Here is a 25,142-nt window from a genome sequence, read left to right on the forward strand (position 1 = left end):
TGCCGCCGCCAGAAACGGCGACAGGCGGCCGAGTCCACTCACTTGCGCTGCATGTCGATGACGGTCGGCTTGCCGTCGACCTTGTCGAAGGTGACGGAAACCGAGTCGCCTTCCTTGAAGTTCTTCAGCGAGGCGCGGTCCCTGACCGGGAACGCCATGGTCATGGCTGACATGCCAAGGTTCGCGATGGGGCCGTGCTTGAGCGTGACCTTGCCGGTCGACGCATCGATCTTCTTGATCTCGGCTGGCACAGGTTCAGCGGCCTGCTTCGACGCGGCGGCTGCCTTGTTGTCCATGCCATGCATAGGATGGCCGTCCATGGATCCCGCTGCGAATGCAGTGGAAGCGGTGGAGGCGGCGACGATGGCGAGCGCGAGTGCGAGAGTCTTGCCGGGTTTCATTGCGATTCGTCCTGAAGTGAAGGGTGGGTAGGGACTGGGGGAACTCGGGTCTGACGACGGCGTAACAGCCAATACACCGCCGGCACGACAAACAGGGACAGCAATGGGGCGGTCACCATGCCGCCGACCATCGGCGCGGCAATGCGCTGCATCACTTCCGAGCCGGTGCCATGCGACCACATGATGGGAACCAGGCCGCCGAGAATGACCGCGACCGTCATTGCCTTGGGGCGCACGCGCTGCACTGCCCCCTCCTGGATCGCGTCGAGAAGTGCCGACTGCGTGGTTTCGCCACGTTTTTCGCGTTCGCTCCAGGCTTGTTTCAGATAGAGCAGCATGATGACACCGAACTCCGCCGCCACGCCGGCCAGCGCGATAAAACCGACGACGCCAGCCACGGAGAGGTTGTAGCCCAGCAGATAGAGCAGCCAGAAGCCGCCGATCAGCGAAAGCGGCAGCGTGCCCATGATCAGCAGCGCCTCATCCAGGCGGCCGAATATCATGTAGAGCAGCACAAAGATGATCAGCAGCGTGAATGGCACCACCAGCTTGAGCCTGGCCGATGCCCGTTCCAGGTACTCGAACTGACCGGACCAGCTCAGCGAATACCCCGCGGTCATCGGCACCGCCTTTGCCACCACGGCCTGCATCTCGCGCACGACTGAACGGAGATCACGTCCGCGAATGTCGACATAGATCCAGCCGGACAAGCGCGCATTCTCGCTGCGCAGCATCGGCGGGCCTTGCACGACCTCGATGCGCGCCACGTCCGCAAGCGTGACCTGCAGTCCCTTGTCGGTGACGATAGGCAGGGCACGCAATTGCTCGATGGAATCGCGATAGTCGCGCGGATAGCGGACGTTGATCGGAAAGCGCGCCAGTCCGTCGACCACTTCACCGACATTCTCGCCCCCGATCGCCGATGACACGATACTTTGCACGTCCTCGATGTTGAGGCCGTACCGGCCGGCGGCGCCACGGTCGATATCCACATCGATATAGCGGCCGCCGGTGAGACGTTCGGCAAGCGCCGACGTGACTCCCGGTACTGTCTTGACCGCCTCTTCTATCCTGGTGGCGAGCCTGTCGATCTCTTTCAGGTCCGTGCCGGCCACCTTGATGCCGACCGGGCTCTTGATCCCCGTGGCGAGCATGTCGATGCGGTTGCGTATCGGCGGGACCCAGACGTTCGACAAGCCAGGCACCCTGACCACGCGATCCAGTTCCTCCACCAGCTTGTCGGTCGTCATGCCTGCCCGCCACTGGTCCCGGGGCTTGAACTGGATGGTGGTCTCGAACATCTCGATGGGCGCCGGGTCGGTGGCGGTATCGGCGCGGCCGGCCTTGCCGAAGACTGTCGCCACCTCGGGCACGGTCTTGATGAGCCGATCGGTCTGCTGCAACAGCTGCGCCGCCTTGCCGGCGGAGAGGCCCGGCAGCGCCGATGGCATGTACAGCAAGTCTCCTTCATCGAGCGGCGGCATGAACTCCCCGCCGATGCGCATGATGGGCCAGGCGGTTGCCGCCAGCAGCAGTACCGCGACCGCAATGGTGGTCCCGGGATACGAGAGCACTCTGGCAAGCAAGGGCTGGTAGCCTCGGATCAGCCACCGGCTGAGCGGATTGGCCTGTTCCGACGGAATCCTGCCGCGAATCATGTACCCCATCAGGACGGGTACCAGCGTGACCGACAGGCCGGCGGCAGCCGCCATGGAATAGGTCTTGGTGAACGCCAGCGGCGAGAACAGCCGCCCCTCCTGCGCCTCCAGCGTGAAAACGGGAATGAACGAGAGCGTGATGATCAGCAGCGAGAAGAACAGGGCCGGGCCCACCTCCGCCGCCGACTCGCCTGTGACGCGCCATCGCTGCTGCGTGGTCAGTTGCCGTCCGGGATGGTCGGCGTGCCAGCGTTCCAGGTGCTTGTGGGCGTTCTCGATCATCACCACCGCCGCATCGACCATGGCGCCAATGGCGATGGCGATACCGCCAAGGGACATGATGTTGGCGTTCACGCCCTGGTAGCGCATCACCAGAAACGCTGCCAGCACGCCGAGCGGCAGCGAGACGATGGCAACCAGCGCCGACCGCAAGTGGAACAGGAACACCAGGCATACCAGCGCCACCACGATGAATTCCTCGATGAGCTTGGCTGTCAGGTTATCCACGGCGCGCTTGATCAGCGCTGAGCGGTCATAGGTCGTCACCACCTCCACGCCCTTGGGCAGGCTCGCCTGCAAGGTGGCGAGCCTGGCCTTGACCGCGTCGATGGTCTCCAGCGCATTCTTGCCGGAGCGCATCACAATGATGCCGCCCGCGACTTCACCCTGGCCGTCGAGTTCCGCGATGCCGCGCCGCATTTCCGGGCCCAGCTGAATGGTGGCAACGTCTCCCAGACGTACCGGGATGCCGGTATCGCTGGTGGCCAGCGGAATCTGGCGGAAGTCGTCAAGCGTCTTCAGGTAGCCACTGGCGCGTACCATGTACTCGGCTTCGCCCAGTTCCAGCACCGAGCCCCCGGTTTCCCGGTTCGCGCCCCTGAGCGCCGCCAGCACCTTGCCCTGCGACAGGTTATAGGCACGCAGCCGGTCCGGCATCAGCACAACCTGGTACTGCCTGACCATGCCGCCCAGCGACGCGACTTCGGCCACATTGGGCAGCGACTTGAGCTCGAAGCGCAGGAACCAGTCCTGCAATGCGCGCAACTGGCCAAGATCGTGCTGGCCGGTCCTGTCGACCAGGGCGTACTCGTAGATCCAGCCTACGCCGGTCGCATCCGGGCCAAGCGCGGGGCTGGCCGCGGCGGGCAGGCGCGACTGCACCTGGTTCAGGTATTCCAGCACGCGCGAGCGCGCCCAGTAGAGATCGGTGCCGTCCTCGAACAACACATAGACATAGGAGTCACCGAAGAACGAATAGCCGCGCACGGTCCTGGCACCGGGCACGGACAGCATCGTCGTGGTCAGGGGGTAGGTGACCTGGTTTTCGACGATCTGCGGGGCCTGGCCGGGAAACGGCGTGCGGATGATCACCTGCACGTCGGACAGGTCCGGAAGCGCGTCGAGCGGCGTGCTGTGCGCGGCCCACAAGCCCCACGCGGTCAGCATGACCGTGGCCAGCAGCACCAGAAAGCGGTTGCGGATCGAAGCCAGGATAAGCCGCGCGATCATGGCCTGGCTCCCGCTGCAGGGGCTGCGCGTTCCACCGATGACAGTGTTGCCGCACCGTCGCGGTCCAGGTGGAAGCGGAAGCGGATACGGTCGCCAGGCGTGAATCCTTGCGGCATGCCGGAAGGGGGTGCGGCAAAGTCCATGGTCATGGCGCCCCAATTGGCGGACGGGATCGGCTCGTGGGAAATCGTCATGCTTTCCGCGCTGACCGCCTCCACGCGTCCGCTGCCTTCGTGCTCGGGCCCGGCGGCGGCGGCCGCCGGCGCGGCCGGCGCCGCGGCCATGCGCTGTGCGGTGCCGCGCAGGCTGGCTTCGGAATCGAGCAGGAACTGGCCGGAGACCACGACCTTCTGTCCGGCCTCGAGGCCTTCGGTCACTTCGGTCTGGCCGCCCGAGGTGGCGCCGGTGCTGACCTCGACCGGTCGGAACCCACCGGGGCCGGTTTCCACCATGACGAGGGTGCGCGTTCCGGTGCGGATCAGCGACTCGGTCGGGACCAGCAACCGGTCCGGGCCAGGCGCGGCATCGAAGCGGGCAGTCACGAACATGCCCGGCATCAACTGGCGGCCCTTGTTCTGCAGTTCGATCCGCACTCTGACCGTACGGGTGCCGGAGTTGATGTCCGGCAGGATGGCGTCGACCCTGCCGCTCAGCGTTTGTCCCGGCAGCGCGGCCGCGACCGCTGACACCGCCTGTCCCTGCCGTAGCCGTGCGACATGGGTCTCCGGCACTTCGGCCAGTATCCATACCGTCGCCAGGCTGGCAAGCCGAAAGAGTGTCGTGCCGGGCGAGACCGTCATGCCGTCGCGCGCACCGATCTCGGTGACGATCCCGTCCACGGGACTGGTGATGACAAGCCGCGGCTGCAGTTTGCCGGTGTCCTGCACCAGGCGGATGTGGCTGTCGGTCATGCCGGCCTGCCGCATGCGGGCGATCGCGGCCTCGCGCAAATCGCCCTGCAGGCTCGCGCCGGTGCGGACCACCGCCAGGTATTCCTCTTGCGCGGTGACCCATTCCGGCGAGTAGATCTGCGCCAGCGGCTGGCCCTTGCGAACCGGATCCAGCGTGGTCCTGGCATACGCGTGCTCGACGAACCCGCTGGTACGGGCCTGCAGCACTGCGATGCCGCGCTCGTTGATCGCAACATTGCCCGGGACTTCGAATGCGGAGGCCAGCCGGCCCGCCTTCACCTCCGCCGTGCGGACGCCAAGGTTCTGCGCCACGCGGCTGTCAACCGTCACGGTTGCGCCGCCGCCGGCTTCCTCGTACACGGGCGACAAGGGCATATCCATGAAGGGCGACTTGCCGGGCTTGTCGAAGCGCTGGCCCGGCACCATCGGATCATGCCAGTAGAGGATGCGCTTGCCTGTGCCCGGATCGATATCGCCGGCCTTCAGGTTCGCCCCACCGGTGCCGCTGGCCGGCGTGTCCGACGCGGTGATCTGCCGCCGCCCCTGTTGATGGCCGAGATAGTAGGCTGAACCTGCGCTCGCCAGCACGAGCAGAACCACCAGGGTCCGTGCAATCGTGGTCTGCTTCATGGTCGGGCTCCTTGCGGCGGGATGGCTTGCGCGGCGGTCGGCAACGGCATCAGGAACGTGAGCTCGGCCCAGAGCCTGGCGGTCGCAGCCTCCAGCCTGAGCCGTTCGAGCGACAGCTCGAGCGCCTTGCGGCTGGCGTCCGCCACGGCTGCCAGGCTGCCGGCACCGGTGCGATAGGCGGCCAGGGCCGCCTCGGTTTGTGCCTTCGCCAGTGGCAACGTGGTGTTGCGATAGCGGTCCAGGCGCGTCTGGCCGAGTTGCAGTTCGGCCTGCTTGCCGCGCAGCTGTCCGATCAGGCCACGGCGTACCGATTCGGCCTGCGCCCGCGCGGCATCGGCCTGCGCCACCCTGGCGGACAGTTCGCGGTCCTGGCGGTTGCCCTGGTCCCAGGGCACCGGCAGCGAGACGTTCAGCGACACCATGTTCGAGTAGGCGGGGCCGCGCTGGCTGTACATCAGCTCGACGCTGACATCCGGCACCTTGTTCGCGCGCGCGACGCGGCTCTCGGCCTCGGCCACGCCGGCTTGCGCCTGCGCGGCCACGACATCGGGCAATTGCGTAGCCCCGGCAACATCCAGGGTCTCGAGCCAGGCCGGCGCATCGAATTCGGGGCGCTCGGCCAGCGGCAGCGCTGCAGCCTCGCCGACCCACCGACGCAGCGTCGCCCGGGACGAGGCGACCGCGGCGCGGGCTTCGTCTTCGCGATCCTGCAGTTGCTGCCATTCGATCTGGGCGGCCAGGATCTCGGCGCGTGAGCCGCGGTTGCCGCGGTAGGCAGCCTGTGCCGCATCGATCATCAGCTTGATCGATTGCGCCTGTTCGGCAAGCACCGCGTGCGCGCGCTCAGCGTACCAGCGCTCCAGCCACGCCGTGGCGGTGCCGCGCTGGACGTTGGCCAGCGCCACCATACGTTGGGCCCCGGCCGACGACGCCTCGGCCTCGAAGCGCTCTGCGCGGGCCTGGCGCTTCGCCGGGCGTGTGAATTCCTGCATGAGGCTGATCGACCTCATGGTCATCGAATCCGTGCCCAGCGAGAACCGGTCCGGGCCATTCGCCGGGACGTTGTTGACGCCGACCTTCAGCACCGGATCCGGCATCTGCCTGCCAGCCACTGCCATCTCGATGGCCGACTCTACTGCCGAGCGCGAGGTCTCGGCATCGGCCGAACGCGACGTGGCGAGCGCGAGCGCTTCCTGCAAGGAAAGGGCCGGCGCGGGCTGCGTCCATGCCGGACGGATCACGGCAAGCAGCGTAAGGGCGAGCGCCAGCCGGCGCCCGCACTGGGGGGATAAGCGCAAATGCATAAAGCCTCCGCAAAGCAACGACCACCCTGGAGACCATGGCTCAGGGCAGGACAACAGGCGTTGCTTCGGAGGCTACGTTCGGAAACAGCAGTTAAGGATGGGGAGGGGGCGTGGCGGGGCCCGGGGAATCGCATCGCGGGGCGTGGCTATGCGATGCGCGAGTACCGGTATCGGCGCGGGCACCACGACATTGACCAGCACCGGATGAAACGCGGGAATCTGAGGCGTGGCATGGTCGGCCGACTTCGAGCCGAGCTGGCAATGTTCCTGGCAAAGACCATCATGTACGCCCGCCCCGGCGTGTTCGCTTGCCATGTCGGGGCAAGCTTCGGTCATGCCCGCCATTTCTTCCGTCGCGCCTAACGAATACCGGCTGCCGTCGCAGGCATACGCCGCCGCTGCCAGTTGTACTGTCAGGAAAGCGCTCAGCAGGAATGCGGCAAGCCAGAGCCGACGGAAAGAAGTACGCACGGGAGAGGCACAGGTTGCGGGAATGGTAGCAGCGTTTGACTTCTTGCGGCATATGCCGGTTGGGGGGCATCCTGCGGTACATCCGTCCGTCATCATCGCCGCGTGGGCATTTCGCGCCAGGGATGACGTCCAGGGTTCCAGCTTACCGGGATGTAATGGTTGCGTAATGTTCTGGTGAGAGACGAGTTCCCCGGCCCGGCAATCTGAAAGAGACCAATACTGCCCCGTTGCGCTTGACCTGACAACGATGGGAAGGTCCAGGCTGGCGACTTCGGGCGCTGCTTCGTAAGGCGGAAACGGGTGGATACGGGGTGACCCTTTTAGTTTGTCGGGAGTCAGGTGTAGTGATGAAGCTTATTGGTGCAGGCACGACATGAACAAATCAGGCAAGCCACGCTGGCGGATCGTGGTGCTGCTTGTGCTCGGCGGGGTGATTGCCACCGCCGTTGCACTGCAGACCAGGCGGTACCTTGATACGCCCTCCGATGCCGGCAAGACACGCGATCTGCGGCAGCTGCGCATCGATGCCACCGATGCGGCCAGCGTCGCGCAAGGTCGCAAGATCTACGCACAGCAATGCGCCGCATGCCATGGTGCCAACCTGGAAGGCCAGCCCAACTGGCGCGAGCGGCTACCGAACGGCCGGATGCCGGCACCCCCGCATGATGCTTCCGGCCATACCTGGCATCATCCCGACGCCGTGCTGTTCGCGATTACCAAGAATGGGCTGGTAGCCGGAGTGACGGCTCCGGAGGGGTATGTCAGCGATATGCCGGCATTCGGGCAATCGCTGTCCGACGAAGACATCGTTGCCGTGCTGGCGTATATCAAAAGTACCTGGCCCCGGAAAATGGCTGCGGCGCAGCGGGAGGTTACGGAAGCGCAAGGGCGTTGATGCCCGTCGGCAGGGCGGCGACGGGCTGGCCAGTGCAATCTATACGACTACTGCCGATAGTCGACCCTGGATCAATAGTCCCATGTCACCGGCACGAACCGGAAGCCTGCGCCGTGCTTCGCAACATGCCCGATCGACGGGAACGCGACATGCGCCGCGGCCAGCAGGGCGCCGGTTTCCGCGGCCTCGTTGAGCAGCGCGATACGCACGTCCGTGGCGGTTTCGGGATCGTGCTCGAAGCCATTCTGCCACTCGGGCCGCTCGAAGCCGACTTCGAAGATCGCGTCGCCGACGAAGGTCAGCTTCTCGCCCTTCGATGCAACATCCACGACGCAGTGACCCGGCGTGTGGCCGCCGGTCACGCGTGCCGACACGCCCGCCGCGATGTCCACGGTCTGATCGAACGGCACGATGTTCTCGCTGTAACTTTGCGCAAACTTTGCAGCCGCCTTGCGGAGCGCGGGAGGCACCGCTTCCGGCATGACCGTCTTGCTGAAGTCCGGATTTTTCCAGAACTCCAGTTCCGTGGCCGCTACGTGAATGCGCACGTCCGGCCGCAGCTTGGCCTTGACGCCATCTACGTTCAGTCCGCCGACGTGGTCCATATGCATATGCGTGATCACGATATCGGTGATCGCAGCCAGGTCGATGCCCGCCGATTCCAGGCGCATCACCGACCGGCCGGCGCGCGTGAAGTACTCGAAGCCGTCGCCCACGCCCGAGTCGATCAGGATCAGGCGTTCGCCGCTGCGCACGAGCGCGATGTTCAGCGCCCAGTCGAACGTGTCGCGTTGCAGGAAGCGGCCATCGAACCATTCGTTGCGGTCCGCCGGGCTCACGTTGGTGGACATGGTCGAGGTCGGCAGCGGCAGAATGCCATCGCTGATCAGCACGACATCGACGTCGCCCACGCGCACGGCGTAGCGGGAGGGCACGAGTTCGCCGGCACTGTCTTTGCCAAGGTTGGCGGTAACCGGCTGCACATTGCGGATTGTTTCGCTCATGATCGGGGTCCTGTCAATGGGTGGGAAAACCGCACTGGGCGGCAGGCGTGTTCCGCAGCGTTGCGCGGACATCCTTCTCGACCGTCGCGCGTTCCGTGCGACCATCGTTGCAACCGATTCTAGGCAGGGGGAGCGATTGCCAGTAGCGTCGCGAAGGCCGTCAGTATGTTGAGCGAACCGCAACAATTGGCGCTGGACGGGCGACAGGCGGGGCGTGAGGGGCGCCGGTCGGCGCTGCCTCGTCCATATCGGTCTATCGCGTCATTACTGTCTGTGACCAGAAAACGGTGAGAACAAGACGCGAACCAGACAGTCAACGCTAGTCGACATCGCGCGCGGTCTTAAGCCGTTTAAGGAACCAGCGGCCGGCGGGACCCGGCGGCGTGTCTTTCCGATACACAGCGAACATGGCGATAGGGGGTGTGTACGGATGGAAGGCTTCGAGCCGCAAGGGCACGAGGTTTCCGGAGTCGAGGTCATCCTGGACCATTGCCACCGGCATATGGCCCCATCCGAATCCGGCGCGTAGAAATGCATGCTTGGCGCCCAGATCGGCAAGTCGCCATATCTGTGGAGAGAAGACGCCGAAAGTCTTGCCTTCCGTCAGTGCGGTGCGGTCGGTCAGCACCAGTTGCACATGTCCCTTGAGATCCGCCGGCCGGATGATCCCCTTCTTTGATGCCAGGGGGTGTGACGGCGCGGTGACCGTGATCATTGGCACATCCAGCAATTTCTCGGCATCGAGAATCTCCGGCACCGATGGCATCGAGCCGCTGATGCCGAGCCGGCACGCCTGCGCAAGTACAGGCTGCATGACGGCGCCAAGCGCCTCGACGTAAAGCCGCAATGGCGTGTGCGGAAATTCGGTTCGGAACGCGCCTACGGCGTCGGTCAACGACGCCATCGGATACATCACGTCCACCACCACGGACAGTTCGGGTTCGAGTCCATCGGATATCACGCGCGCCTTGGCCTTGAAACCGTCCATGCCGCTTACCACCAGGCGCGCCTGCGCGAGCAAGGCTGCGCCTTCGTCGGTCAGCCGCGGGTAGCGTCCGGTCCGATCGAAGAGCTGTACGCCGATCTGGCCCTCCAGGTTGGCCAGCGTATGGCTGACCACTGACTGTGCGCGTCGCAGTTTGCGGCCAGCGGCGGAGAAGCTGCCTTCGTCGGCGGCGGCAATGAAGGTGCGAAGCTGGTCCAGCGAGACGGCGTCGAGCATGTATCTATGGAATAGATGGATTGTATCTAGAAATATAGGCTTCCTTGATACATGTCAAGGCCCTAATCTCCGGTCATCCACTCTCTTGAAAGGATGATCACCATGAACTCGAACCTCAACGCCTCACTAAACGCGAACCCGGCGCTTGCGGCCGCTGGCCGGGCGCTCATTGCAGCCATCTTCTTCATTAGCGGCATCGGCAAGATCCTGGCCCCCGGCGCGACGATGGCCTATATCGGATCGCTTGGTCTGCCCGCACCAATGCTCGGACTGATTGGCGCACTGACGCTGGAGCTGGCGGGCGCCACGCTGCTGGTCGTCGGCTACAAGACGCGCCTGGCTGCACTCCTGCTTGCTGTCTACGCTGTCGCAACCGCGCTGATCTTTCACCACGCTCTCGCCGACCAGAACCAGATGTTCCATTTCCTGAAGAACCTGGCGATGGCAGGTGGCCTCTTGCAGGTGGTCGCATTTGGCCCGGGGGCCTTCAGCCTTGACAACCGTCGCGCGCCGTCCGGGCGTGCGGTCGCCTGACGATTGCATTAACGGAGACAACCTCATGACCATCGCAACAACGCTTCTGCAGCAACACCTCCAATGGCTGGTGGACGAGCCGCAGCAATGGCAGGAATTGATCGCCGAGAACATCGTATGGGACCTGCCCTATGCCCCCAGCCTGGGCCATCCGCTAAGGCTCGAAGGCCGCGAATCCGTTCTGCGGCACGCGAGCTGGTTCGCGGGGGCGGTCAGGAACTTTCACTTCTTCGATGCCATCGTGACGGCGACCGACGACCCCCTGCATGCGATCGCACGGGTCCGTGGAGAGGGCACGATTGCCGCGACTGGCCGCACTTACCGCCAGGAGTATGTCGTGTTCCTGACCGCCCGTGACGGCCGGATCTTGCATCTGCGCGAGTATTTCGACCCCGTCCAGGCCGCGCTTGCCCTCGATGCCCCTGTGGTGGGCGTCTCTTCCAGGAGCATTTGATGAAAGCCATTCGAGTGACTGACTATGGCAGCCCCGAGCGCCTGACTCTGGTCGAGATGGACGACCCGGTGCCCGGCGACAATGACGTATTGATCGAGGTTGCGGCGGCCTCGGTAAATCCCATCGACTGGAAGATCGTCAGCGGCGCCATGCAGGCCTTCATTCCCCTTGCCCTGCCATTTACGCCCGGTGTGGATGCCGCAGGGACTGTCATTGCGGTGGGGCGCAACGTGACCACACTGAAGCCGGGGGATGAAGTAATGGGCTTCATCGGCATCGTCGGAGCCTTCGCCACCCGCGCTGTCGTGGAAGCGGCCCGTCTGGCGCGCAAGCCTGCGTCCCTGACTTTCGCGCAGGCCGCTGCGATCCCCGCAGCGTCGCTGACGGCATGGCAGGCGCTGCAAGAGCATGGGAACCTGCAAGCCGGTCAATCCGTCCTGATACACGGTGCGGCGGGCGGCGTGGGCAGTGCAGCCGTGCAGCTCGCCAGGCTGGCCGGCGCCCGTGTGATCGGCACCGGCTCGGCCGGGAATCGCGACTATGTGGGAAGCCTTGGCGCGGATGCGTTCATTGATTACCGTGCCGAGGATTTCGCCAGGCATGTCCCGAGGGTAGACCTGGTGCTGGACCTGATCGGTGGCGAAACCCAGCAGAGGTCATGGTCGGTACTGAAATCCGGCGGCACGCTGGTTTCGACCGTGGCCCCACCTGACGCGGCACGTGCCAGGAATGCGCAGGCGGTCGGCAGACATTTTGCGACCCGTAGCGATGGGCCGCTGCTTGAGAAGCTGGCAGCGCTCCACGCATCGGGCGACCTGCGCACCCACATCGATTCGGTCTTTTCTCTTCCAGCCGCTGGCCAGGCGCTTGGCCACAGCATGGGAGGCCACGTGAGAGGCAAGGTCGTCGTGGACGTGGGCCGGTAGGGCTTGCCTAGCCTCCGAAGCGAACCGCCGGCGAAAGGGTGAACGACTCGCGCATGTCGCGCGCCTCCTCAACCGGCGTCCTCCCGAAAAGGCGCTTGAACTCCCTGCTGAACTGCGAGGTGCTTTCGTAGCCGACGCGTCCCGCAGCTGCCGCGGCGGTGACGCCGTCGCGAATCATCATCAGCCGCGCCTGGTGAAGGCGGGTGGACTTGATGTACTGGATCGGCGAAGTTTGCGTCACGGTGCGGAAGTTGGCGTGGAATGCCGGCACGCTCATGCCGGCTTCTTCGGCCAGGCACGTCACATTGAGTGGCGTCGCATAGTCGGTGTGAATCCGCTTCAGCGCCTTCGCGACGCGACCGAAACGTCCGTGGTGGGCAAGCGCGGCACGCATCGCGCCGCCCTGCGCGCCCGTCAGTACGCGGTAGCAGATCTCCCGCACCAGGCTCGGGCCCAGGATCTGCGCATCCATTGGCACCGTCAAGGCCTCCAGCAACCGGACTGTTGCGCCGGCCAGATTCTCGTCAAGCCGGGTAGACACCATGCCATTGGGCGGCTCGTCAGGAAGATGACCCACTGCACCGATCTGCGTGATCAGCTCGCTGAGTTCGATGAGGTCGAGGCGGATGGACACCGCGAGCATGGGTTCCTCTGGCGAGGCCTGGGTTTCCGTCGAAAACGGCAGCGGTACGGAGAGCACGAGATAGTGCTGTGCGTCGTAGACATAGACCTGATTGCCCAGAAAGCCCAGCTTGCGGCCCTGGCAAACGATCACGATGCTCGGCTCGTACAGCACCGGCGTGCGCCCGAGCGGCCGGTCGGAACGCATCAGCCGGACACTTTCCAGCGCCGACTGGGTGTATCCCTCGTTAGGCGCCAGCGTCTCGATAAGGCGGACCATCCTGACGGAAGCGGGGGAGCGGAACTTCGACACCGCAGTCTCCTGTTGTTCGCTACAGGCGCCATTGTAGCCCTGCCTCGCGAGAGGTGCCAGTGCACTTGATAGGAATAGGCAATAACGGCATCGATCCGTGTCTTCGCCTGAAGACCCGTCATCCCTATCATTCACTCACCGGCCGACGAACCATTTCGCATCATTGAGAGCCGTAACCGGGCAGGGAAGGTGCCGCGGAAAAGCGTGGACACCGGCGGCCCGATCCGAACCAGCAATAGGAGTATGCAAGATGGCAAACACATCCAGCGAATCGAAAGTCATTCTGATCACCGGCGCCAGCAGCGGCATTGGCGAGGGCGCGGCCCGTTTGCTTGCCGCGCAAGGACACCGCCTCGTGATTGGCGCGCGCCGCACCGACAGGCTCGCCGGGCTGACGCAATCGATTGCAGCGTCCGGGGGCATGGTTCGCTATCGCGAACTCGACGTGACTTCGGCTGATGACGTGGCGGCATTCGCGCGCTTCGCGCTCGACGCTTTCGGCCGCATCGACGTGCTGATCAACAACGCAGGCGTGATGCCGCTTTCGCCGCTCAACGCCCTCAAGATAGGGGAGTGGAACCGGATGATCGATGTGAACGTCCGCGGCGTGCTGCACGGCATTGCGGCGGTGCTGCCGGCGATGGAAGCGCAAGGTCACGGCCAGATCATCAATATTTCTTCGATTGGCGGCCTTTCCGTGTCGCCGACTGCCGCGGTCTACTGCGCCACCAAGTTTGCCGTTCGCGCCATCTCGGACGGGCTGCGCCAGGAAACCGACAAGATCCGCGTGACAGTGATCTGCCCGGGCGTTGTGGAATCCGAACTGGCCGACACGATCTCCGACGACACCGCGCGCACGGCGATGCAGGAGTTCCGCCGCATCGCCATCACGCCCGACGCCATCGCCCGCGCCATTGCTTACGCGGTCGGGCAGCCCGCCGACGTCGACGTCAGCGAGATCGTCGTACGCCCCACCGCCAGCCCGTACTGACCCAACCGATACGTACTACGCAACCCGATCAAGGAGAACCTCATGACATCACGCAACCCAGCCAGTGGCGCTTTCGCAGGCAAGGTCGCCATCGTTACCGGTGCGGCCAGTGGCATTGGCCTGGCCACGACGGAACTGCTCCACGCCGAAGGCGCGAATGTAATTGCCGTTGAGCGCAGCAGCAAGGTGGAAGCGCTGGCTCGTCCCGGTCTCGTTCCCGTCGTCGCCGATGTGGCGCGCGAGGAAAGCGCCGTGCAGGCCGTGGCCACCGCGATCGAGCGGTTTGGCAAGCTCGACATCCTGGTCAACAACGCGGCGGTCATCATCAACAAGCCGCTCGTGGATATGTCGCTAGAGGATTGGAATGGCATCCAGGCCGTCAACGCCACGGGCGCGTTCCTGTTTTCGCGAGAAGCCATGCGCGCGATGGTGCCGGCAAAGACTGGCGCCATCGTCAACGTGGGCTCCTACGCGTGTTATCAGGCGTTTCCGCTGATCGCGGCCTATGCGGCGTCCAAGGGCGCACTGGCGCAGTTGACGCGAGCGCTCTCGCTGGAAGCCATCGAACATGGCATTCGCGTCAACGCGGTGGGCTCCGGCGATGTCATCACCAACATTACCAACCACATCCATGCCGACGGCCAGGCATTCCTTGCGGAGCACGGCAAGAAGGCGCCCATCCGCCGCGCAGCCCAGCCGAGGGAAATTGCCGAGGTGATCGCATTTCTTGCCTCGGAAAAGGCTAGTTTCATGGTCGGCGCCGTTGTCATGGCGGACGGGGGCATGAGCGTGGCGCTGCCCTGAAGACATGACCAGTCCGAAGCCATGGATTTCGCCGACTGATTGAAAAAAATGCGCGGCAGAGCCGCGCATTGACAATCACCTGACAGATAACGGGGAGCAATCTGCAGGTCGTACCAGTGGTCGCTATATGTACCCTCGGGCTAATGTGATGAGTGCCCTCTCATCCGATGTCAAGCAACACCACGCGACGAAGTCACCGCGCAATATGCGGGCTTCGCAGTGGCCGAGTGCACTCGTCCCAGCCCGCTTTCCGCTTCCCGCGCGCAATAGGCAGCCTTGTCCATCGCCAGGCGAGCACAGTAGGCGGCATCCTTGCTTTCAGCCAGCCGCGCACAGTACGCGGCATCCTGCTTTTCGCTCATGCGCGCGCAATACGCGGCGTTGTCGGTTGCAGCGCGGGCGCAGTACGCCGCGGAGGTGAGCGGGTTGCCGAACTCGCGCAGGTTCAGCGCATCGCTCGAGGCGGCCATCGCCATCAGGCGCGCCTCGTCTTCCGGGCCATCGATGCCGACGTAGGGATCGTGATGCAGGACGCGGCCGAAGATGCGCACGCAGTCGTCGGCATAGCGCCGGGTATCCAGGATGTGGGCGTGCCAGAAGGCATCGACCAGCTCGCTGGGCACGGCCGGTGTTTCCGGATACTTCGCAGCCAGCTTCAGGAACTGGCGGTAGCCGTCCTCGGCCTGCTCCAGGGACGCCGGGGTCCAGTCCCGATGCTGCTGGTGCAGCAGCTTGGCCTTCATCCTCGAGAAATCGAGGGCATCGATGTCTTGCCACATGGCTTGCACAGTACGTTCATGCATGATTCAGTTTCCTCTCTTTTTGCTGGTCTTGGACTGCCTGCATTGCGACGACACGAACGCGCGCCTGGCCTCGGTCAGGCGCGCATCGGTTCCTGGCCCCGTGCGAAATCGGGGCCATGCTCCATGCGGCTGGCGAGGAAGGCAGTGATCTTCGCCGGCGGCAAGGGATGGCTGAAGTAGTAGCCCTGCACTTCGTCGCAGCCTTCGCGGCGCAGGAACTCAAGCTGTGCCTCGTTCTCCACGCCCTCGGCGACGACCTCGAGGCCGAGCCGGTGGCCCAGGCCGATCACCGCGCTGGTGATCTGCGTGTCGCTGCGGCTCTCCGGGACATAGCGGACAAAGCTGCGGTCGATCTTGACCGTATCGATGGGGAAGCGGCTCAGGTAGGCGAGCGAGGAATAACCGGTACCGAAATCATCGATGGCCAGGCGCACGCCGGTTCGCTTCAGGCGCGACAACCAGTTCGACGCCTGTTCGGCATCGCGCATGACCATGCTTTCGGTCAGCTCCAGCTCCAGCAGGTTGCCTGGCAGGGCCGCCTGGCGCAGCGCATCGATGATGGTCAGCCTGAGCGCTTTGTCGGCGAACTGCCGGGCGGAGAGATTGACCGAGACCCTGACCGGCGGCAGGCCCTGGGCCAGCCACGTGGCATTCTGGCGGCACGCTTCGCGCAACGCCCACGCCCCGATCTCTACGATGGCGCCGCTTTGCTCGGCGAAGGGAATGAAGTCGGCGGGCATGACCAGGCCCAGCTCCGGGTGGCGCCAGCGGATCAGTGCCTCGACTGCGGTGCAGGTTCCGGATGCCAGCGCGATACGCGGCTGGTAATAGAGCACGAACTCATCATTCTCGAGCGCCCGGTGCAGGTGCGACTCCATGTCGATGCGCCGCTGCAAGGTCGTGCTCATGCCGCGGCAATAGAACTGATAGCCGTTCTTGCCCAGCTGCTTGGCGCCGTACATGGCCAGGTCGGCATGCTTGAGCAGGGTTTGCCAGTCGTCGCCGTCTTCGGGGAACGAGCTGATGCCGATGCTGGCGGTCATCCGCATTTCGGAATCATTGATGACAAAGGCGGGTGTGAGCACGGCCTGTAGCTGCGAGATGGTCCGGGCGAGAATCGCCGAATCGCCTTTGGGGTCGAGCAGCACGACAAACTCGTCGCCGCCGAAGCGTGTAATCAGCTCCACCTCGGGCAGGCCCTGGCGAAGCCGCTCGGCCATTTCGCGGAGCACGGCATCTCCGGCGTTGTGGCCGATGGTGTCATTGACCACCTTGAATTCGTCCAGGTCGACGAAAATCACGTGCAGCGCCTGCCCGCCGGCGCGGGCGCGTGCCAGGGCCTTTTCGAACTCGGCCTTGAACATCAGCCGGTTGGGCAGGCCGGTCAGGGCATCGTGATTGGCGATGAAACGCAGGTTTTCCTCGGCCTGCCGCCGCAGCAGGAAATGCCCGGTCTGGCTGGCAATGCCGCGGGCCATCGCCAGCGCATGGACATCGACGCTGCGCCGGGTGCGGGAATAGAGTTCGACCACGCCAAGGGTGACGTGACCCCGGCTCAGCGGAAAGGCGAATACCGTGCGGATGCCACCACTTGCGAGCCAACCGGCTTGCGCATGGCTGGCCACGTCATGGAGCCCCGCATACCATTGTGGCGCCGTGATGGCCGTGGCATCCGGCGCACGGGCAGGGCGCGACGCGAGCCATGGCTCGAGCGCCTTGGCGCGGCTCAGGCGTACCTGCGGCAGCTTGTTGCCATGGCCCTCGTCGGCCGGCCAGAATGCCCCGGCCTCCCATTCCATGCCTTCCAGCAGCGTGTGGACGATGTCCTCGAGCACTTCGGCTTCACTGTCGGCCGTGGCCAGGTGCAGGGCGATCTGGTGCTCTTGCGCGCGGGCCTGTTCGGCCGACTTGCGCTGGCTGATATCCTGCGCCGTGCCGCGCAAGGCAGTACTGCTGCCCGCCGGACCCTGCGCGTGGCAGATCAGGTGCAACCAGCCGCGCTGTCCACGTTGCGAACGGTAAGGGCACTCGAGCTCGAACGGCTGAAGGTCCCGCGCGGCTTTTTCCATCCGTTCCCGCAACACCGCGCGATGGCTGGGCTCGATCGCCTGGAACAGCGTGTCCGGTGTCGGCCTGTGGCCGCGCCAGCCCAGCAGGCGACCCATCTCCCGTGAAAAGTGGGCGACGTCCTTGCCCAGGTCGATGCGCCAGTCGCCGAGCTGGGCTATCTGCTGCGCCTCGGCCAGCGCGGCCTGGCTGTCGCGCAGGCTGTGCGTCATCTGGTCGGCTACGGCTACGGCCCGTGCACGCGAACTGGACAAGGCGTAGGCCAGCCAGCCCAGCAGCACGGTGATGATCATCCCGGAAATGATCACCAGCGTCGGCAGATAGCGTTGCGGGCCGCCGCTTGCGGTCGAGTCGGCGGCGAAGGCAATGACCCAGCGCCGTCCGCCGAAGTTGCGCTCCACGCTCTTGGCCAGGTCGTCCCGGCTGGCCGCCGGTTCGGCCGCCGGCGTGCCCGCGCGAGGCGCTGCGCGGCCTTGCGCGGCACGGCCCGGCCGCGGCGTCGCCAACCCCGTGCGGCTGTCGTAAAGGAGGTTGTTGGCGGACAGGGCATCGGCTGGCGCCGAGATGTCGCCGGCATCATAGACGCGAAAGCGGATCGGGCGCAGGTTCTGGTTGTTGACCAGGTCCTTGAGCAAATCCGCCACGCGAATGCCGGCACCGACCGATCCGACGTAAGCGGCGCGGCGCGCCTCCACGGAATCCAGGTTCAGCGCCCTGCGATATACCGGCAGGCGCAGGGCAATCCCCACATGAGGATCCTTGGCGTCGCTGAAGATCAGCCGGCCGCTGCTCACCGGGTGCCCGGTATCGCGGGCGCGCTCCAGCGCGGCGAGACGGCGCGGTTCGGCACCCATGTCGACGCCGATGGACCGCAGGTTGGTGTCGAGCGGCTCGACATAGGTCAGGACGAAGTAGCCCGGCCGCGGGCCGGGAGGCCGGATGCTGAACGTTACGCCGGCCTCGCGCAGGATCGGATCATTGCGCTGCCGGGCGATAAACGCATCGACCTCCGGCGCCGGCACGTAGGGCGCGTAGTTCAGGGTCTGGAAACCGGGGTAGCGCTGCGGCAGGTTCAGGCCGACGACAAAGTCGCGAAACTCGCCGCGCGAGACATCGCCGCTGGCACCGAACAGCGCCTGCATCGTGACCAGCACGTCGGTATAGAGCCGGATCCGCGTATCGATCTGCTGGACCACGTCGCCGGTATCGCTCTCGAAGCGCAGCCGCACATCCCGTTCCAGCAGATCGGTGCAGAACGCATAGACGACAGCCGTCGTCAGCGCTCCAAGAAGCACCGTGCCCGCCGTGATGGAACGCGACCCAAGGCGTCCAAGCGGGCTCCGCATGCGCGCAAGCACCAGGCGCAAGATTGTCTCCCCCCGGCTCGCCGGCGGTCACCACCAGATCGTGGTCTTCGCCGACGGCTGATACCAAAGATGAACTGCGGCCAGGCCCTGCTATGCGAACCGGTGGCTCTAAATGTCTTTACAATCTATATCAAACGGCGGTTAACGGAGATTCAATTTTGCAGCGCCAACACCCCACCAAAGTGGGGGTGTGGAATCGCCTGCTAGCGAAACCTGAACAGTCCTTGCCAGAATGCGTCGAACGGGCTGACGGGTATCTCGGTGCGCGCCGTGCCGGCATGTGCCGGCGCTACGGCCTCGCCCTCGGCGCATGCGTGGCGCGACTCGTGCAGTGCATAAACGCTGTCGGCAATTCGTCCGGCGAGTTCCGTCTCGCAGTCCTTGCCCAACAGGATGCCGAACAGGACGTCGCGCGAATGCCCTTCGTCGGCAAAGCGCATCGCGATGGCAACCATCTTCTCGTAATGCTCCTGCGCGACGCGTCTCGCCTGCTCCTGGGCCTGGCGTTGCTCGGCCTCTTGTGCTGCGTGCTCGGCTTCCCACCTGCGCATTTCGCGTTCGAAGACGTCGTCGTAGACCTGGCGCTGCTCGGCGTCGGACAGGATCGCATAGGCATCGCGAATCTGCTGGAACGCGGCATGGCTTTCGGCTTCGCGACCGGGATTGCGGTCCGGATGCCATTTCATTGCCGCACGGCGATAGGCAAGCTTGATCTCATCCAGGGTGGCATCGGCCTGTACGCCAAGCGTCGCGTAGAGCGTGGTCATGGGAAGCGGGGCGGAGGAGAGCGGAGGCGTTCATGCTAGCACGCCGCCCCGGCACGGAGCTTCCGTCTTGCTCATGCGCCGACGCTGCGACCCGCCACGCGATGCCCACGCATTGCTGCGTCAACATCGCGCCGGCCGGAGCAGCGCGGCTTCACTGCAAATGCTGTCCGCCGTTGATCGCAATGTTCGCGCCGGTCAAGAAGCCGGCTTCATGCGAGCAAAGATAGGCGACCAGCGCCGCCACTTCGTCCGGCTGTCCCAGGCGGCCGACGGGGATATGCGGAATGATCTTGGTGTCGAGGATCTCTTGCGGGATCGCCGTTACCATCTTGGTGGCGATAAAGCCCGGCGACACGGTATTGACCGTCACGCCGCTCCTGGCCACTTCGAGCGCCAGCGATTTGGTGAATCCATGCATGCCGGCCTTGGCCGCTGCGTAATTGCTCTGTCCGAAGCCGCCCTTGGAACCAATGATCGACGAGATATTGATGATGCGGCCCCAGCCGCGCTTGACCATGCCTTCGCACACCGGCTTGGTCATGTTGAATACCGAGTCGAGGTTGGTGCGCATGACCGCGTCCCAATCGACCTTGTCCAGCTTCCTGAAACTGGCATCGCGTGTGATACCGGCGTTGTTGACCAGAATGTCAGTGGCGCCCAGTTCCTCGTGAATGGCTGCAACACACAGCTGGCAGGACGCGTAGTCGGCAACGTCTACGGGATAGGCATGGAATTTTCTCCCGCCTTCTTCCATTCTCGCCAGCCAGGCGTCGACGCCGCTGTTGCCATGCGAATGCGTGACCGCGACGGTGCAACCTGCGTCCTGTAGTCGGATGCTGATCGCTTCGCCAAGCCCGCCCATGCCACCTGTCACGATGGCGATTTTATTTGTCATGTCTGCGATCCCCTGTGTCTGAGATATGCGGGACAGGCGCCGGGTCGACTACGCCACGGCTCCGGGCGTTGTCCCGCATCGGTACGGCAAGCGGCCTGCCGCCGGCGCCGACAAACGCGGCCGGCGGTATTACTCCGCCGTGTGCTGGGCGGGTGCGGGGCGGCGTCGTACGCCCTTGGATGTGGCTTCGGCGGCGGAATCCAGGCTGCTCCCGGCCATCTGCATCGCCTGCTTTGCCGTCGCTTGCATGGAGTCGAAGAGCGCGGTCGTGGCGTTAAGCGCCTCCTGCCAGGCGACAAAAGGCGTCATCGAGGTGGTCGGGGCGTTGCTCAGCGCGGTTTCCATGAATCCCTGTACCTCGCGCTTGCCGGCGGCGTACTGCACCTCCAGCACCTTCTCGACGTTGGCTTGTGCATCGGCAACGATGTCCTGCACACGGCGTCGATACGCCAACATCGCTTCGGCCGTGGGTTGGAACAAGTCCGCTTGCAGCTCAGCGAGTTCTTGCGGGTCTTTGGTCGACAACGCCTTCCTGGCGCACTCCTGCCCGTCTTCCAGGGTTGTTTTCATGGTCTGGAGATTCAGGTCCACCAACCTGGCGATGCATTCCAGCGACTTGCTGGCCAGCCCCGCCCAGGCGTCGATGCCGGTAATCTGAAGCTTGCTGATTTGCTCAGGCGACCACTTTGTCATTTTGCGTCTCCAGATAAGTTCCGCCCCGCGCAACGGTCGCGAGACCCGTGCTGCGCGGAGCGGAGGGTCAAGGCACGACGATTGCCATGCCCACATTGGCAATGCCGGCTGCCGCTTGCCGCGAAAGCAGGCCGGAGAAGTCGACAGGTACCGAAGGGCTTAAAGCAAGGTCCTGCAGGCGGTTTGCTGGCGTGCCTTGCCGTCGCTTGCGCGAACACGACCGACCGCTTTGAGAAAGGCGTAGCCTTGAATCGTGACGCGCGGCTGCGCAACGGTTGGCCCAAGGCGTTCGAGCGTGACGAACTGCTTCTCGAGCAGTGCCTGCATGTCTGCGTCGTCCAGCTCGATGGCGTCCGAGTGGTCGTTCACGAGGACCAGCGTGGCGATTTCATGATGACTCAGCACAGTTGTCTCCCAAGCTATAGGTCTATTCTTGCTACGGGACTACACTACACCGCAGGTCCGCCTGGATCGGAGGGTCCAGTCATCGCAGACCACATCCTGGCGACGGCAGGCTTGCCGCTCGCGCCAGAAACTCCATCTTAGGTGCCCATCACCGGGGCTTCAATGTCCTTGTCGACGGTCTGCAGTATTTTCTGCATGGGTCCCATCGGCTCTGATGCGGTGCCCGAGCAAATTGGCAGAGCGCTATCCCCCATGGCTTGTTAGCCCGACCGGTCGGTCTTTGATTTGCCAGCGCGGCCCAGACCGCCACCCTTGATCGTTGCAAAGTTGTAATCAAAGCCCGGCATCAGGGTTTCGCCGGTTGCCCCAGCTTCGGCGGTGCCGGTGGCGGCAGTGGCGTCGCCACCGGTTCCAGTCCGGTGCTGCTCACGATTGCAGCCGCGGCAGGCGAGGCCAGGAAACCAACGAAACGCGAGGTGGCCGCTGTTTGCCGGCCTGCAATCGTCCCGGCCGAAAAGAAGACTTTCTGCTGCAGCTCGTCAGGCAAGGGGCCGACGTAATCCAGTTCCTGGAATGGCAGCAGTTCGCTGACCTGCTGGAAGCCGATTTCCGCATCGCCGCGCGCCACCACGGCGCCGACGCGCTCACTGTAGATCTTGTGGGCCTTGTCCTTGATCTGGTCCGCGACGCCGAGCCGGGGAAACAGCTCGTTGGACAAATAGGTTCCACTGGCGCTGGCGGAGTAGGCGATCGTCCGGGCGTTGAGCAGCGTCTGCCTGAAGGCGGCGGTGTTGCTGATATCCGGCCGGGGCGTCCCCTTGCGCACCGACATGCCGATCAGCGAACGCGCGAGGTCGACGCGGCTGCCGGGCAGAACCTTGCCTTCGGCGGCCAGTTTCTCGAGTCCGGCATCCGCCAGAATGACCACGTCGAAGGTCTCGCCGCGCGCCAGCCGGCTCGGGATGGAGTCCGGCGCATTACCCATCGATGCGCCGTAGGCGGTGATGACGCGATCCTGCGTGGCGGCCTCGTAAAGCGGGACGAGTTTCTGGTAGGCCGCCGTAAATCCGCCCGAGGTAATGACACGGATGTCATCCGCCCAGGCTGGACCACCCAACCCTAGCAACAAGATCAGAACGGTATGCCGGGCGGCAGAGGTTGCGGATTTCATATCGTCTCCCTGGCCAAGGCTGGCTCTGGATTTATGCGCTTCACTGCACGTCATGGCGCCTCGTCGAGGCATTGCCAGCATATGGGCAGCGTATTAATCTGTGAATTGCAACTTATTCAAGAGCTGATGCATGCCGCGCATTAATTTCGGACTGGAAGATCTGCAGGCCTTTGTCGCCACCGCGGAACAAGGCAGCTTCCGCATGGCCGCGGAGGCGCTGCACATTTCCCAGCCCGCCCTGAGCCGGCGCATCGACAAACTGGAAAGGACGCTTGGCTCCCGCCTGCTTGAACGGACTACGCGACGCGTGCAGGTGACCAACATTGGCCGGCAGTTCCTGGAGGAGGCTCGTGGAGCGCTGGCCATCCTCGACAGCGCGGTGCTGCGGCTCGGTGACGAGGTCACGCTCCAGCGCGGCCTTGTGACCGTGGCCGCGATACCGTCGTCGGTGCTGCATTTCCTGCCCGACGCCATTCATGAGTTCGGCTCCCGGCACCCCGGGGTGCGCGTGCGGGTGATCGACGAAAACGCCAACGACGTGCTGGCCAGCGTGATGTCCGGGGAGTCCGATTTCGGGCTCAATTTCATGGGTGCCCAGGAGCCGAACATCGAATTTCGCGCAATCCGCGCCGAGCCCTACCGGCTGGTGATGCCGCGCGACCATCCCTGGTCGGGGCGGGATGCCATCGCCTGGGATGAACTAGCAGGGCAGCGGATGGTGGGCGTCTCAAAGCAAAGCGGCAACCGCGCCTTGATCGAGAATGCCATCGCCCACCTCAGGCGACGCCCGACCATCCACTACGAAGCCAACCACGTGGTCGGGGTGCTGGCGCTGGTCGAGGCCGGCCTGGGCATGGCAGTGCTGCCCGGCATGGCGCTGCCGCACGATCATCCCCGGCTTTGCGGCGTGACGCTGGTGGATCCTTCCGTAGACCGGGTCCTTGGCCTGATACGGCGCCATGACCGGCCATTGCAGCCTGCCGCGCAGGCGTTGTATGGCACCCTGACAGCAGGCGCCGTGCCGGCGACGTGATCCCGCAAGGCAGGCGGGAATCACGCTGACGGAAACGCTGGGCCGTGGACGCGCGAAGGCCCCGCACCTGCCTCACCCCATTCCCACCACACTGGACAGCAACATCTTCACCAACACCGCCTGCCGCGTTGCCCCCGTCTTCGCAAAAATTCCCCGCAAATGCGCCCGCGCCGTGTTCTTCTTCACGCCCAGCCGCGCCGCGGCCTCATCCAGGGTCAGTCCGTCGACCATCAGCAGGGCCAGTTCGATCTCGGTGGGGGTCAGTTGGAACAGCTTGCGCAGGCTGGCGTGGGTGTTGCGCGGCGAACCGGCGGGATCGCGGATGAAGACCGCCACCGCGGGGCGGCGGGCCTTGTCCTCGCTGCGGTAGCTGAGCGGGATGGGCCGGACCAGCACGCTCAGCGGCGTGGGCGCGGCGGGCCGGCTGAGCGTGGTGACTTCGCTGCGTGGCGTGGCCAGCGCATGGGCCTGTGCGGCGCTCTCCAGAATCTTGCGGAACCTGCGGTTTTCCATCGGGCAGTGCGCGTGCAGCGCGCCGTCCGCCAGGTAGAGGCCGTCGTGGGCACGCAGCAGGCGGCCGGCGACGTCGTTGCTGCGGATGCAGCGGCCGTGCTCGTCCAGTATGACCGTGCCCACTTGCATGCGGTCGACCGCATCGGCGTAGAGCGACCGTTCGGAGGCCAGCACGTCGAGCGCGGCATGCAGGTCGACGGCGCGTTTCAGGTGGGGCAGCAAGTCGAGCAGCAGCGCCTTGTCGGGGTTGGTGAAGTCTTGTCCGGCCGCGGTGCGGCTGATGAACAGCGCGCATTCGACGCCATCCGGCGTGACCAGGTTCGCTGCCAGGATGTAGCGCAAGCCGAGCGGCTGCAGGTATTGCACGTAGAACGGATGCGCCAGCCAGCCGGGTTCGCCGAACAGTTCGTCGGCGCTGAAGAGCCGGTCGGGGTGCAGGTCCAGGAAGGGGCACAGCGCATAGTATTGCTCGCTGTATGACGGCTCGCCGGGCAGGTGGGGGCCGTAGCCGGAAGCGTTGACGATCAGGCCCGGGCGGTCGGTGGCGGGGTGGCGCAGCACCAGCGTGACGAACGTGGCGGCCAGTCGCTGGCGGAGGCTTTCGAGGAAGCCGGCCCAGGGGACGGTTTCGGTGGGACCCTGGTAGAGCTGGGCGAGCAGGGCGCTAAGCTCGGCGGCAGGGAGGGAAGCTGGCAGCATGATCGAGGCGTTTCAGTGGACTGCCGGTTTGCTCCCCTCTCCCGCTTGCGGGAGAGGGAGTACGCCGCCGGTCGTGGAAGC

Annotated in this window: 23 protein-coding genes; 7 read left to right on the top strand and 16 right to left on the bottom strand. The window is 64.8% G+C overall.

Going from position 1 to position 25,142, the window contains the following annotated elements:
* Positions 1–38 precede the first annotated feature (38 nt).
* The 5 genes from FHX60_RS19380 to FHX60_RS19400 all read right to left on the bottom strand — a co-directional run bounded on the left by FHX60_RS19380 (position 39) and on the right by FHX60_RS19400 (position 6,884).
* A complete protein-coding gene (locus FHX60_RS19380; RefSeq protein ID WP_112774812.1) occupies positions 39–401 on the bottom strand; it encodes a copper-binding protein in 363 nt (120 codons plus the stop codon).
* Entirely contained in the window at positions 398–3,568 is a 3,171-nt protein-coding gene (locus FHX60_RS19385) for an efflux RND transporter permease subunit (protein ID WP_183284270.1), read from the bottom strand. The genes FHX60_RS19380 and FHX60_RS19385 overlap by 4 nt, the downstream gene beginning before the upstream one ends.
* The gene (locus FHX60_RS19390) at positions 3,565–5,109 is read right to left on the bottom strand and encodes an efflux RND transporter periplasmic adaptor subunit (RefSeq protein ID WP_183284271.1); all 1,545 of its coding nucleotides are present in this window, start codon (positions 5,107–5,109) and stop codon (positions 3,565–3,567) included. The genes FHX60_RS19385 and FHX60_RS19390 overlap by 4 nt, the downstream gene beginning before the upstream one ends.
* On the bottom strand, positions 5,106–6,413 hold the full coding sequence (locus FHX60_RS19395; RefSeq protein ID WP_183284272.1) for a TolC family protein: 1,308 nt from the start codon (positions 6,411–6,413) through the stop codon (positions 5,106–5,108). Before FHX60_RS19395 ends, FHX60_RS19390 begins: the two co-directional genes overlap by 4 nt.
* A 72-nt stretch (positions 6,414–6,485) precedes the next feature.
* Positions 6,486–6,884 (bottom strand): copper resistance protein, encoded by a 399-nt coding sequence (locus FHX60_RS19400; RefSeq protein ID WP_183284273.1) that lies wholly within the window; start codon positions 6,882–6,884, stop codon positions 6,486–6,488.
* Between the two features lie 373 nt (positions 6,885–7,257).
* Between FHX60_RS19400 and FHX60_RS19405 the strand changes: the two genes are divergently transcribed.
* Positions 7,258–7,779: a c-type cytochrome gene (locus FHX60_RS19405; RefSeq protein WP_112774817.1), complete on the top strand. Its 522-nt coding sequence runs from the start codon at positions 7,258–7,260 to the stop codon at positions 7,777–7,779.
* A gap of 71 nt (positions 7,780–7,850) precedes the next feature.
* Here the strand turns inward: FHX60_RS19405 and FHX60_RS19410 are convergent, their stop codons facing one another.
* Both FHX60_RS19410 and FHX60_RS19415 read right to left on the bottom strand, forming a co-directional pair.
* Positions 7,851–8,783, bottom strand: coding sequence for an MBL fold metallo-hydrolase (locus FHX60_RS19410; RefSeq protein WP_112774818.1), 933 nt, complete (start codon positions 8,781–8,783; stop codon positions 7,851–7,853).
* A 319-nt stretch (positions 8,784–9,102) separates the two neighbouring features.
* The gene (locus FHX60_RS19415; protein WP_183284274.1) at positions 9,103–10,005 is read right to left on the bottom strand and encodes a LysR family transcriptional regulator; all 903 of its coding nucleotides are present in this window, start codon (positions 10,003–10,005) and stop codon (positions 9,103–9,105) included.
* 102 nt (positions 10,006–10,107) lie between these two features.
* On the opposite strand from FHX60_RS19415, the gene FHX60_RS19420 reads away from it, so the two are divergent.
* The 3 genes from FHX60_RS19420 to FHX60_RS19430 are packed head-to-tail and all read left to right on the top strand — an operon-like array spanning position 10,108 to position 11,919.
* The gene (locus FHX60_RS19420) at positions 10,108–10,539 is read left to right on the top strand and encodes a DoxX family protein (protein ID WP_260164169.1); all 432 of its coding nucleotides are present in this window, start codon (positions 10,108–10,110) and stop codon (positions 10,537–10,539) included.
* Between the two features lie 25 nt (positions 10,540–10,564).
* The gene (locus FHX60_RS19425; RefSeq protein WP_183284276.1) at positions 10,565–10,993 is read left to right on the top strand and encodes a nuclear transport factor 2 family protein; all 429 of its coding nucleotides are present in this window, start codon (positions 10,565–10,567) and stop codon (positions 10,991–10,993) included.
* Positions 10,993–11,919, top strand: coding sequence for an NADP-dependent oxidoreductase (locus FHX60_RS19430; protein ID WP_112774821.1), 927 nt, complete (start codon positions 10,993–10,995; stop codon positions 11,917–11,919). The genes FHX60_RS19425 and FHX60_RS19430 overlap by 1 nt, the downstream gene beginning before the upstream one ends.
* Before the next feature lie 7 nt (positions 11,920–11,926).
* On the opposite strand, the gene FHX60_RS19435 is transcribed toward FHX60_RS19430, so the two are convergent.
* A complete protein-coding gene (locus FHX60_RS19435) occupies positions 11,927–12,820 on the bottom strand; it encodes an AraC family transcriptional regulator (RefSeq protein WP_183284387.1) in 894 nt (297 codons plus the stop codon).
* A 283-nt stretch (positions 12,821–13,103) separates the two neighbouring features.
* Between FHX60_RS19435 and FHX60_RS19440 the strand changes: the two genes are divergently transcribed.
* Together FHX60_RS19440 and FHX60_RS19445 are read left to right on the top strand one after the other, a co-directional pair.
* Positions 13,104–13,844, top strand: a complete 741-nt coding sequence (locus tag FHX60_RS19440) for an SDR family oxidoreductase (protein WP_183284277.1) — start codon at positions 13,104–13,106, stop codon at positions 13,842–13,844.
* Positions 13,845–13,886: 42 nt separating this feature from the next.
* Entirely contained in the window at positions 13,887–14,648 is a 762-nt protein-coding gene (locus FHX60_RS19445; protein ID WP_092311647.1) for an SDR family NAD(P)-dependent oxidoreductase, read from the top strand.
* Between the two features lie 170 nt (positions 14,649–14,818).
* Here FHX60_RS19445 and FHX60_RS19450 read toward each other — a convergent pair whose 3' ends face one another.
* The 7 genes from FHX60_RS19450 to FHX60_RS19480 all read right to left on the bottom strand — a co-directional run bounded on the left by FHX60_RS19450 (position 14,819) and on the right by FHX60_RS19480 (position 22,816).
* Complete coding sequence (locus FHX60_RS19450; RefSeq protein ID WP_183284278.1) at positions 14,819–15,451, bottom strand: glycine-rich domain-containing protein; 633 nt, start codon at positions 15,449–15,451, stop codon at positions 14,819–14,821.
* A gap of 74 nt (positions 15,452–15,525) precedes the next feature.
* Positions 15,526–18,864, bottom strand: coding sequence for a bifunctional diguanylate cyclase/phosphodiesterase (locus FHX60_RS19455; protein WP_260164174.1), 3,339 nt, complete (start codon positions 18,862–18,864; stop codon positions 15,526–15,528).
* Between the two features lie 224 nt (positions 18,865–19,088).
* Entirely contained in the window at positions 19,089–19,652 is a 564-nt protein-coding gene (locus tag FHX60_RS19460) for a J domain-containing protein (RefSeq protein ID WP_183284280.1), read from the bottom strand.
* Positions 19,653–19,803: 151 nt separating this feature from the next.
* Positions 19,804–20,547 (bottom strand): acetoacetyl-CoA reductase, encoded by a 744-nt coding sequence (phbB, locus tag FHX60_RS19465; RefSeq protein WP_112774825.1) that lies wholly within the window; start codon positions 20,545–20,547, stop codon positions 19,804–19,806.
* Between the two features lie 129 nt (positions 20,548–20,676).
* The gene (locus FHX60_RS19470; protein ID WP_112774826.1) at positions 20,677–21,240 is read right to left on the bottom strand and encodes a phasin family protein; all 564 of its coding nucleotides are present in this window, start codon (positions 21,238–21,240) and stop codon (positions 20,677–20,679) included.
* 159 nt (positions 21,241–21,399) lie between these two features.
* Complete coding sequence (locus tag FHX60_RS19475; protein WP_112774827.1) at positions 21,400–21,645, bottom strand: hypothetical protein; 246 nt, start codon at positions 21,643–21,645, stop codon at positions 21,400–21,402.
* A 346-nt stretch (positions 21,646–21,991) separates the two neighbouring features.
* On the bottom strand, positions 21,992–22,816 hold the full coding sequence (locus FHX60_RS19480; RefSeq protein ID WP_183284281.1) for a substrate-binding domain-containing protein: 825 nt from the start codon (positions 22,814–22,816) through the stop codon (positions 21,992–21,994).
* 130 nt (positions 22,817–22,946) lie between these two features.
* Between FHX60_RS19480 and FHX60_RS19485 the strand changes: the two genes are divergently transcribed.
* Complete coding sequence (locus FHX60_RS19485; RefSeq protein WP_112774829.1) at positions 22,947–23,849, top strand: LysR family transcriptional regulator; 903 nt, start codon at positions 22,947–22,949, stop codon at positions 23,847–23,849.
* Between the two features lie 72 nt (positions 23,850–23,921).
* Here the strand turns inward: FHX60_RS19485 and FHX60_RS19490 are convergent, their stop codons facing one another.
* The gene (locus FHX60_RS19490; protein ID WP_183284282.1) at positions 23,922–25,061 is read right to left on the bottom strand and encodes a helix-turn-helix transcriptional regulator; all 1,140 of its coding nucleotides are present in this window, start codon (positions 25,059–25,061) and stop codon (positions 23,922–23,924) included.
* Positions 25,062–25,142: the final 81 nt, after the last annotated feature.

The sequence above is a fragment of the Cupriavidus alkaliphilus genome, assembly GCF_014191175.1.
Classification (GTDB): domain Bacteria; phylum Pseudomonadota; class Gammaproteobacteria; order Burkholderiales; family Burkholderiaceae; genus Cupriavidus; species Cupriavidus alkaliphilus.

Coding starts and splice junctions, on each gene's coding strand:
- FHX60_RS19455 (WP_260164174.1), bottom strand. CDS start 18,864: ATGCGGAGCCCGCTTGGACGCCTTGGGTCGCGTTCCATCACGGCGGGC.
- FHX60_RS19390 (WP_183284271.1), bottom strand. CDS start 5,109: ATGAAGCAGACCACGATTGCACGGACCCTGGTGGTTCTGCTCGTGCTG.
- FHX60_RS19460 (WP_183284280.1), bottom strand. CDS start 19,652: ATGACCACGCTCTACGCGACGCTTGGCGTACAGGCCGATGCCACCCTG.
- FHX60_RS19380 (WP_112774812.1), bottom strand. CDS start 401: ATGAAACCCGGCAAGACTCTCGCACTCGCGCTCGCCATCGTCGCCGCC.
- FHX60_RS19485 (WP_112774829.1), top strand. CDS start 22,947: ATGCCGCGCATTAATTTCGGACTGGAAGATCTGCAGGCCTTTGTCGCC.
- FHX60_RS19395 (WP_183284272.1), bottom strand. CDS start 6,413: ATGCATTTGCGCTTATCCCCCCAGTGCGGGCGCCGGCTGGCGCTCGCC.
- FHX60_RS19450 (WP_183284278.1), bottom strand. CDS start 15,451: ATGCATGAACGTACTGTGCAAGCCATGTGGCAAGACATCGATGCCCTC.
- FHX60_RS19480 (WP_183284281.1), bottom strand. CDS start 22,816: ATGAAATCCGCAACCTCTGCCGCCCGGCATACCGTTCTGATCTTGTTG.
- FHX60_RS19445 (WP_092311647.1), top strand. CDS start 13,887: ATGACATCACGCAACCCAGCCAGTGGCGCTTTCGCAGGCAAGGTCGCC.
- FHX60_RS19490 (WP_183284282.1), bottom strand. CDS start 25,061: ATGCTGCCAGCTTCCCTCCCTGCCGCCGAGCTTAGCGCCCTGCTCGCC.
- FHX60_RS19420 (WP_260164169.1), top strand. CDS start 10,108: ATGAACTCGAACCTCAACGCCTCACTAAACGCGAACCCGGCGCTTGCG.
- FHX60_RS19415 (WP_183284274.1), bottom strand. CDS start 10,005: ATGCTCGACGCCGTCTCGCTGGACCAGCTTCGCACCTTCATTGCCGCC.
- FHX60_RS19430 (WP_112774821.1), top strand. CDS start 10,993: ATGAAAGCCATTCGAGTGACTGACTATGGCAGCCCCGAGCGCCTGACT.
- phbB (WP_112774825.1), bottom strand. CDS start 20,547: ATGACAAATAAAATCGCCATCGTGACAGGTGGCATGGGCGGGCTTGGC.
- FHX60_RS19440 (WP_183284277.1), top strand. CDS start 13,104: ATGGCAAACACATCCAGCGAATCGAAAGTCATTCTGATCACCGGCGCC.
- FHX60_RS19435 (WP_183284387.1), bottom strand. CDS start 12,820: ATGGTCCGCCTTATCGAGACGCTGGCGCCTAACGAGGGATACACCCAG.
- FHX60_RS19470 (WP_112774826.1), bottom strand. CDS start 21,240: ATGACAAAGTGGTCGCCTGAGCAAATCAGCAAGCTTCAGATTACCGGC.
- FHX60_RS19405 (WP_112774817.1), top strand. CDS start 7,258: ATGAACAAATCAGGCAAGCCACGCTGGCGGATCGTGGTGCTGCTTGTG.
- FHX60_RS19425 (WP_183284276.1), top strand. CDS start 10,565: ATGACCATCGCAACAACGCTTCTGCAGCAACACCTCCAATGGCTGGTG.
- FHX60_RS19385 (WP_183284270.1), bottom strand. CDS start 3,568: ATGATCGCGCGGCTTATCCTGGCTTCGATCCGCAACCGCTTTCTGGTG.
- FHX60_RS19410 (WP_112774818.1), bottom strand. CDS start 8,783: ATGAGCGAAACAATCCGCAATGTGCAGCCGGTTACCGCCAACCTTGGC.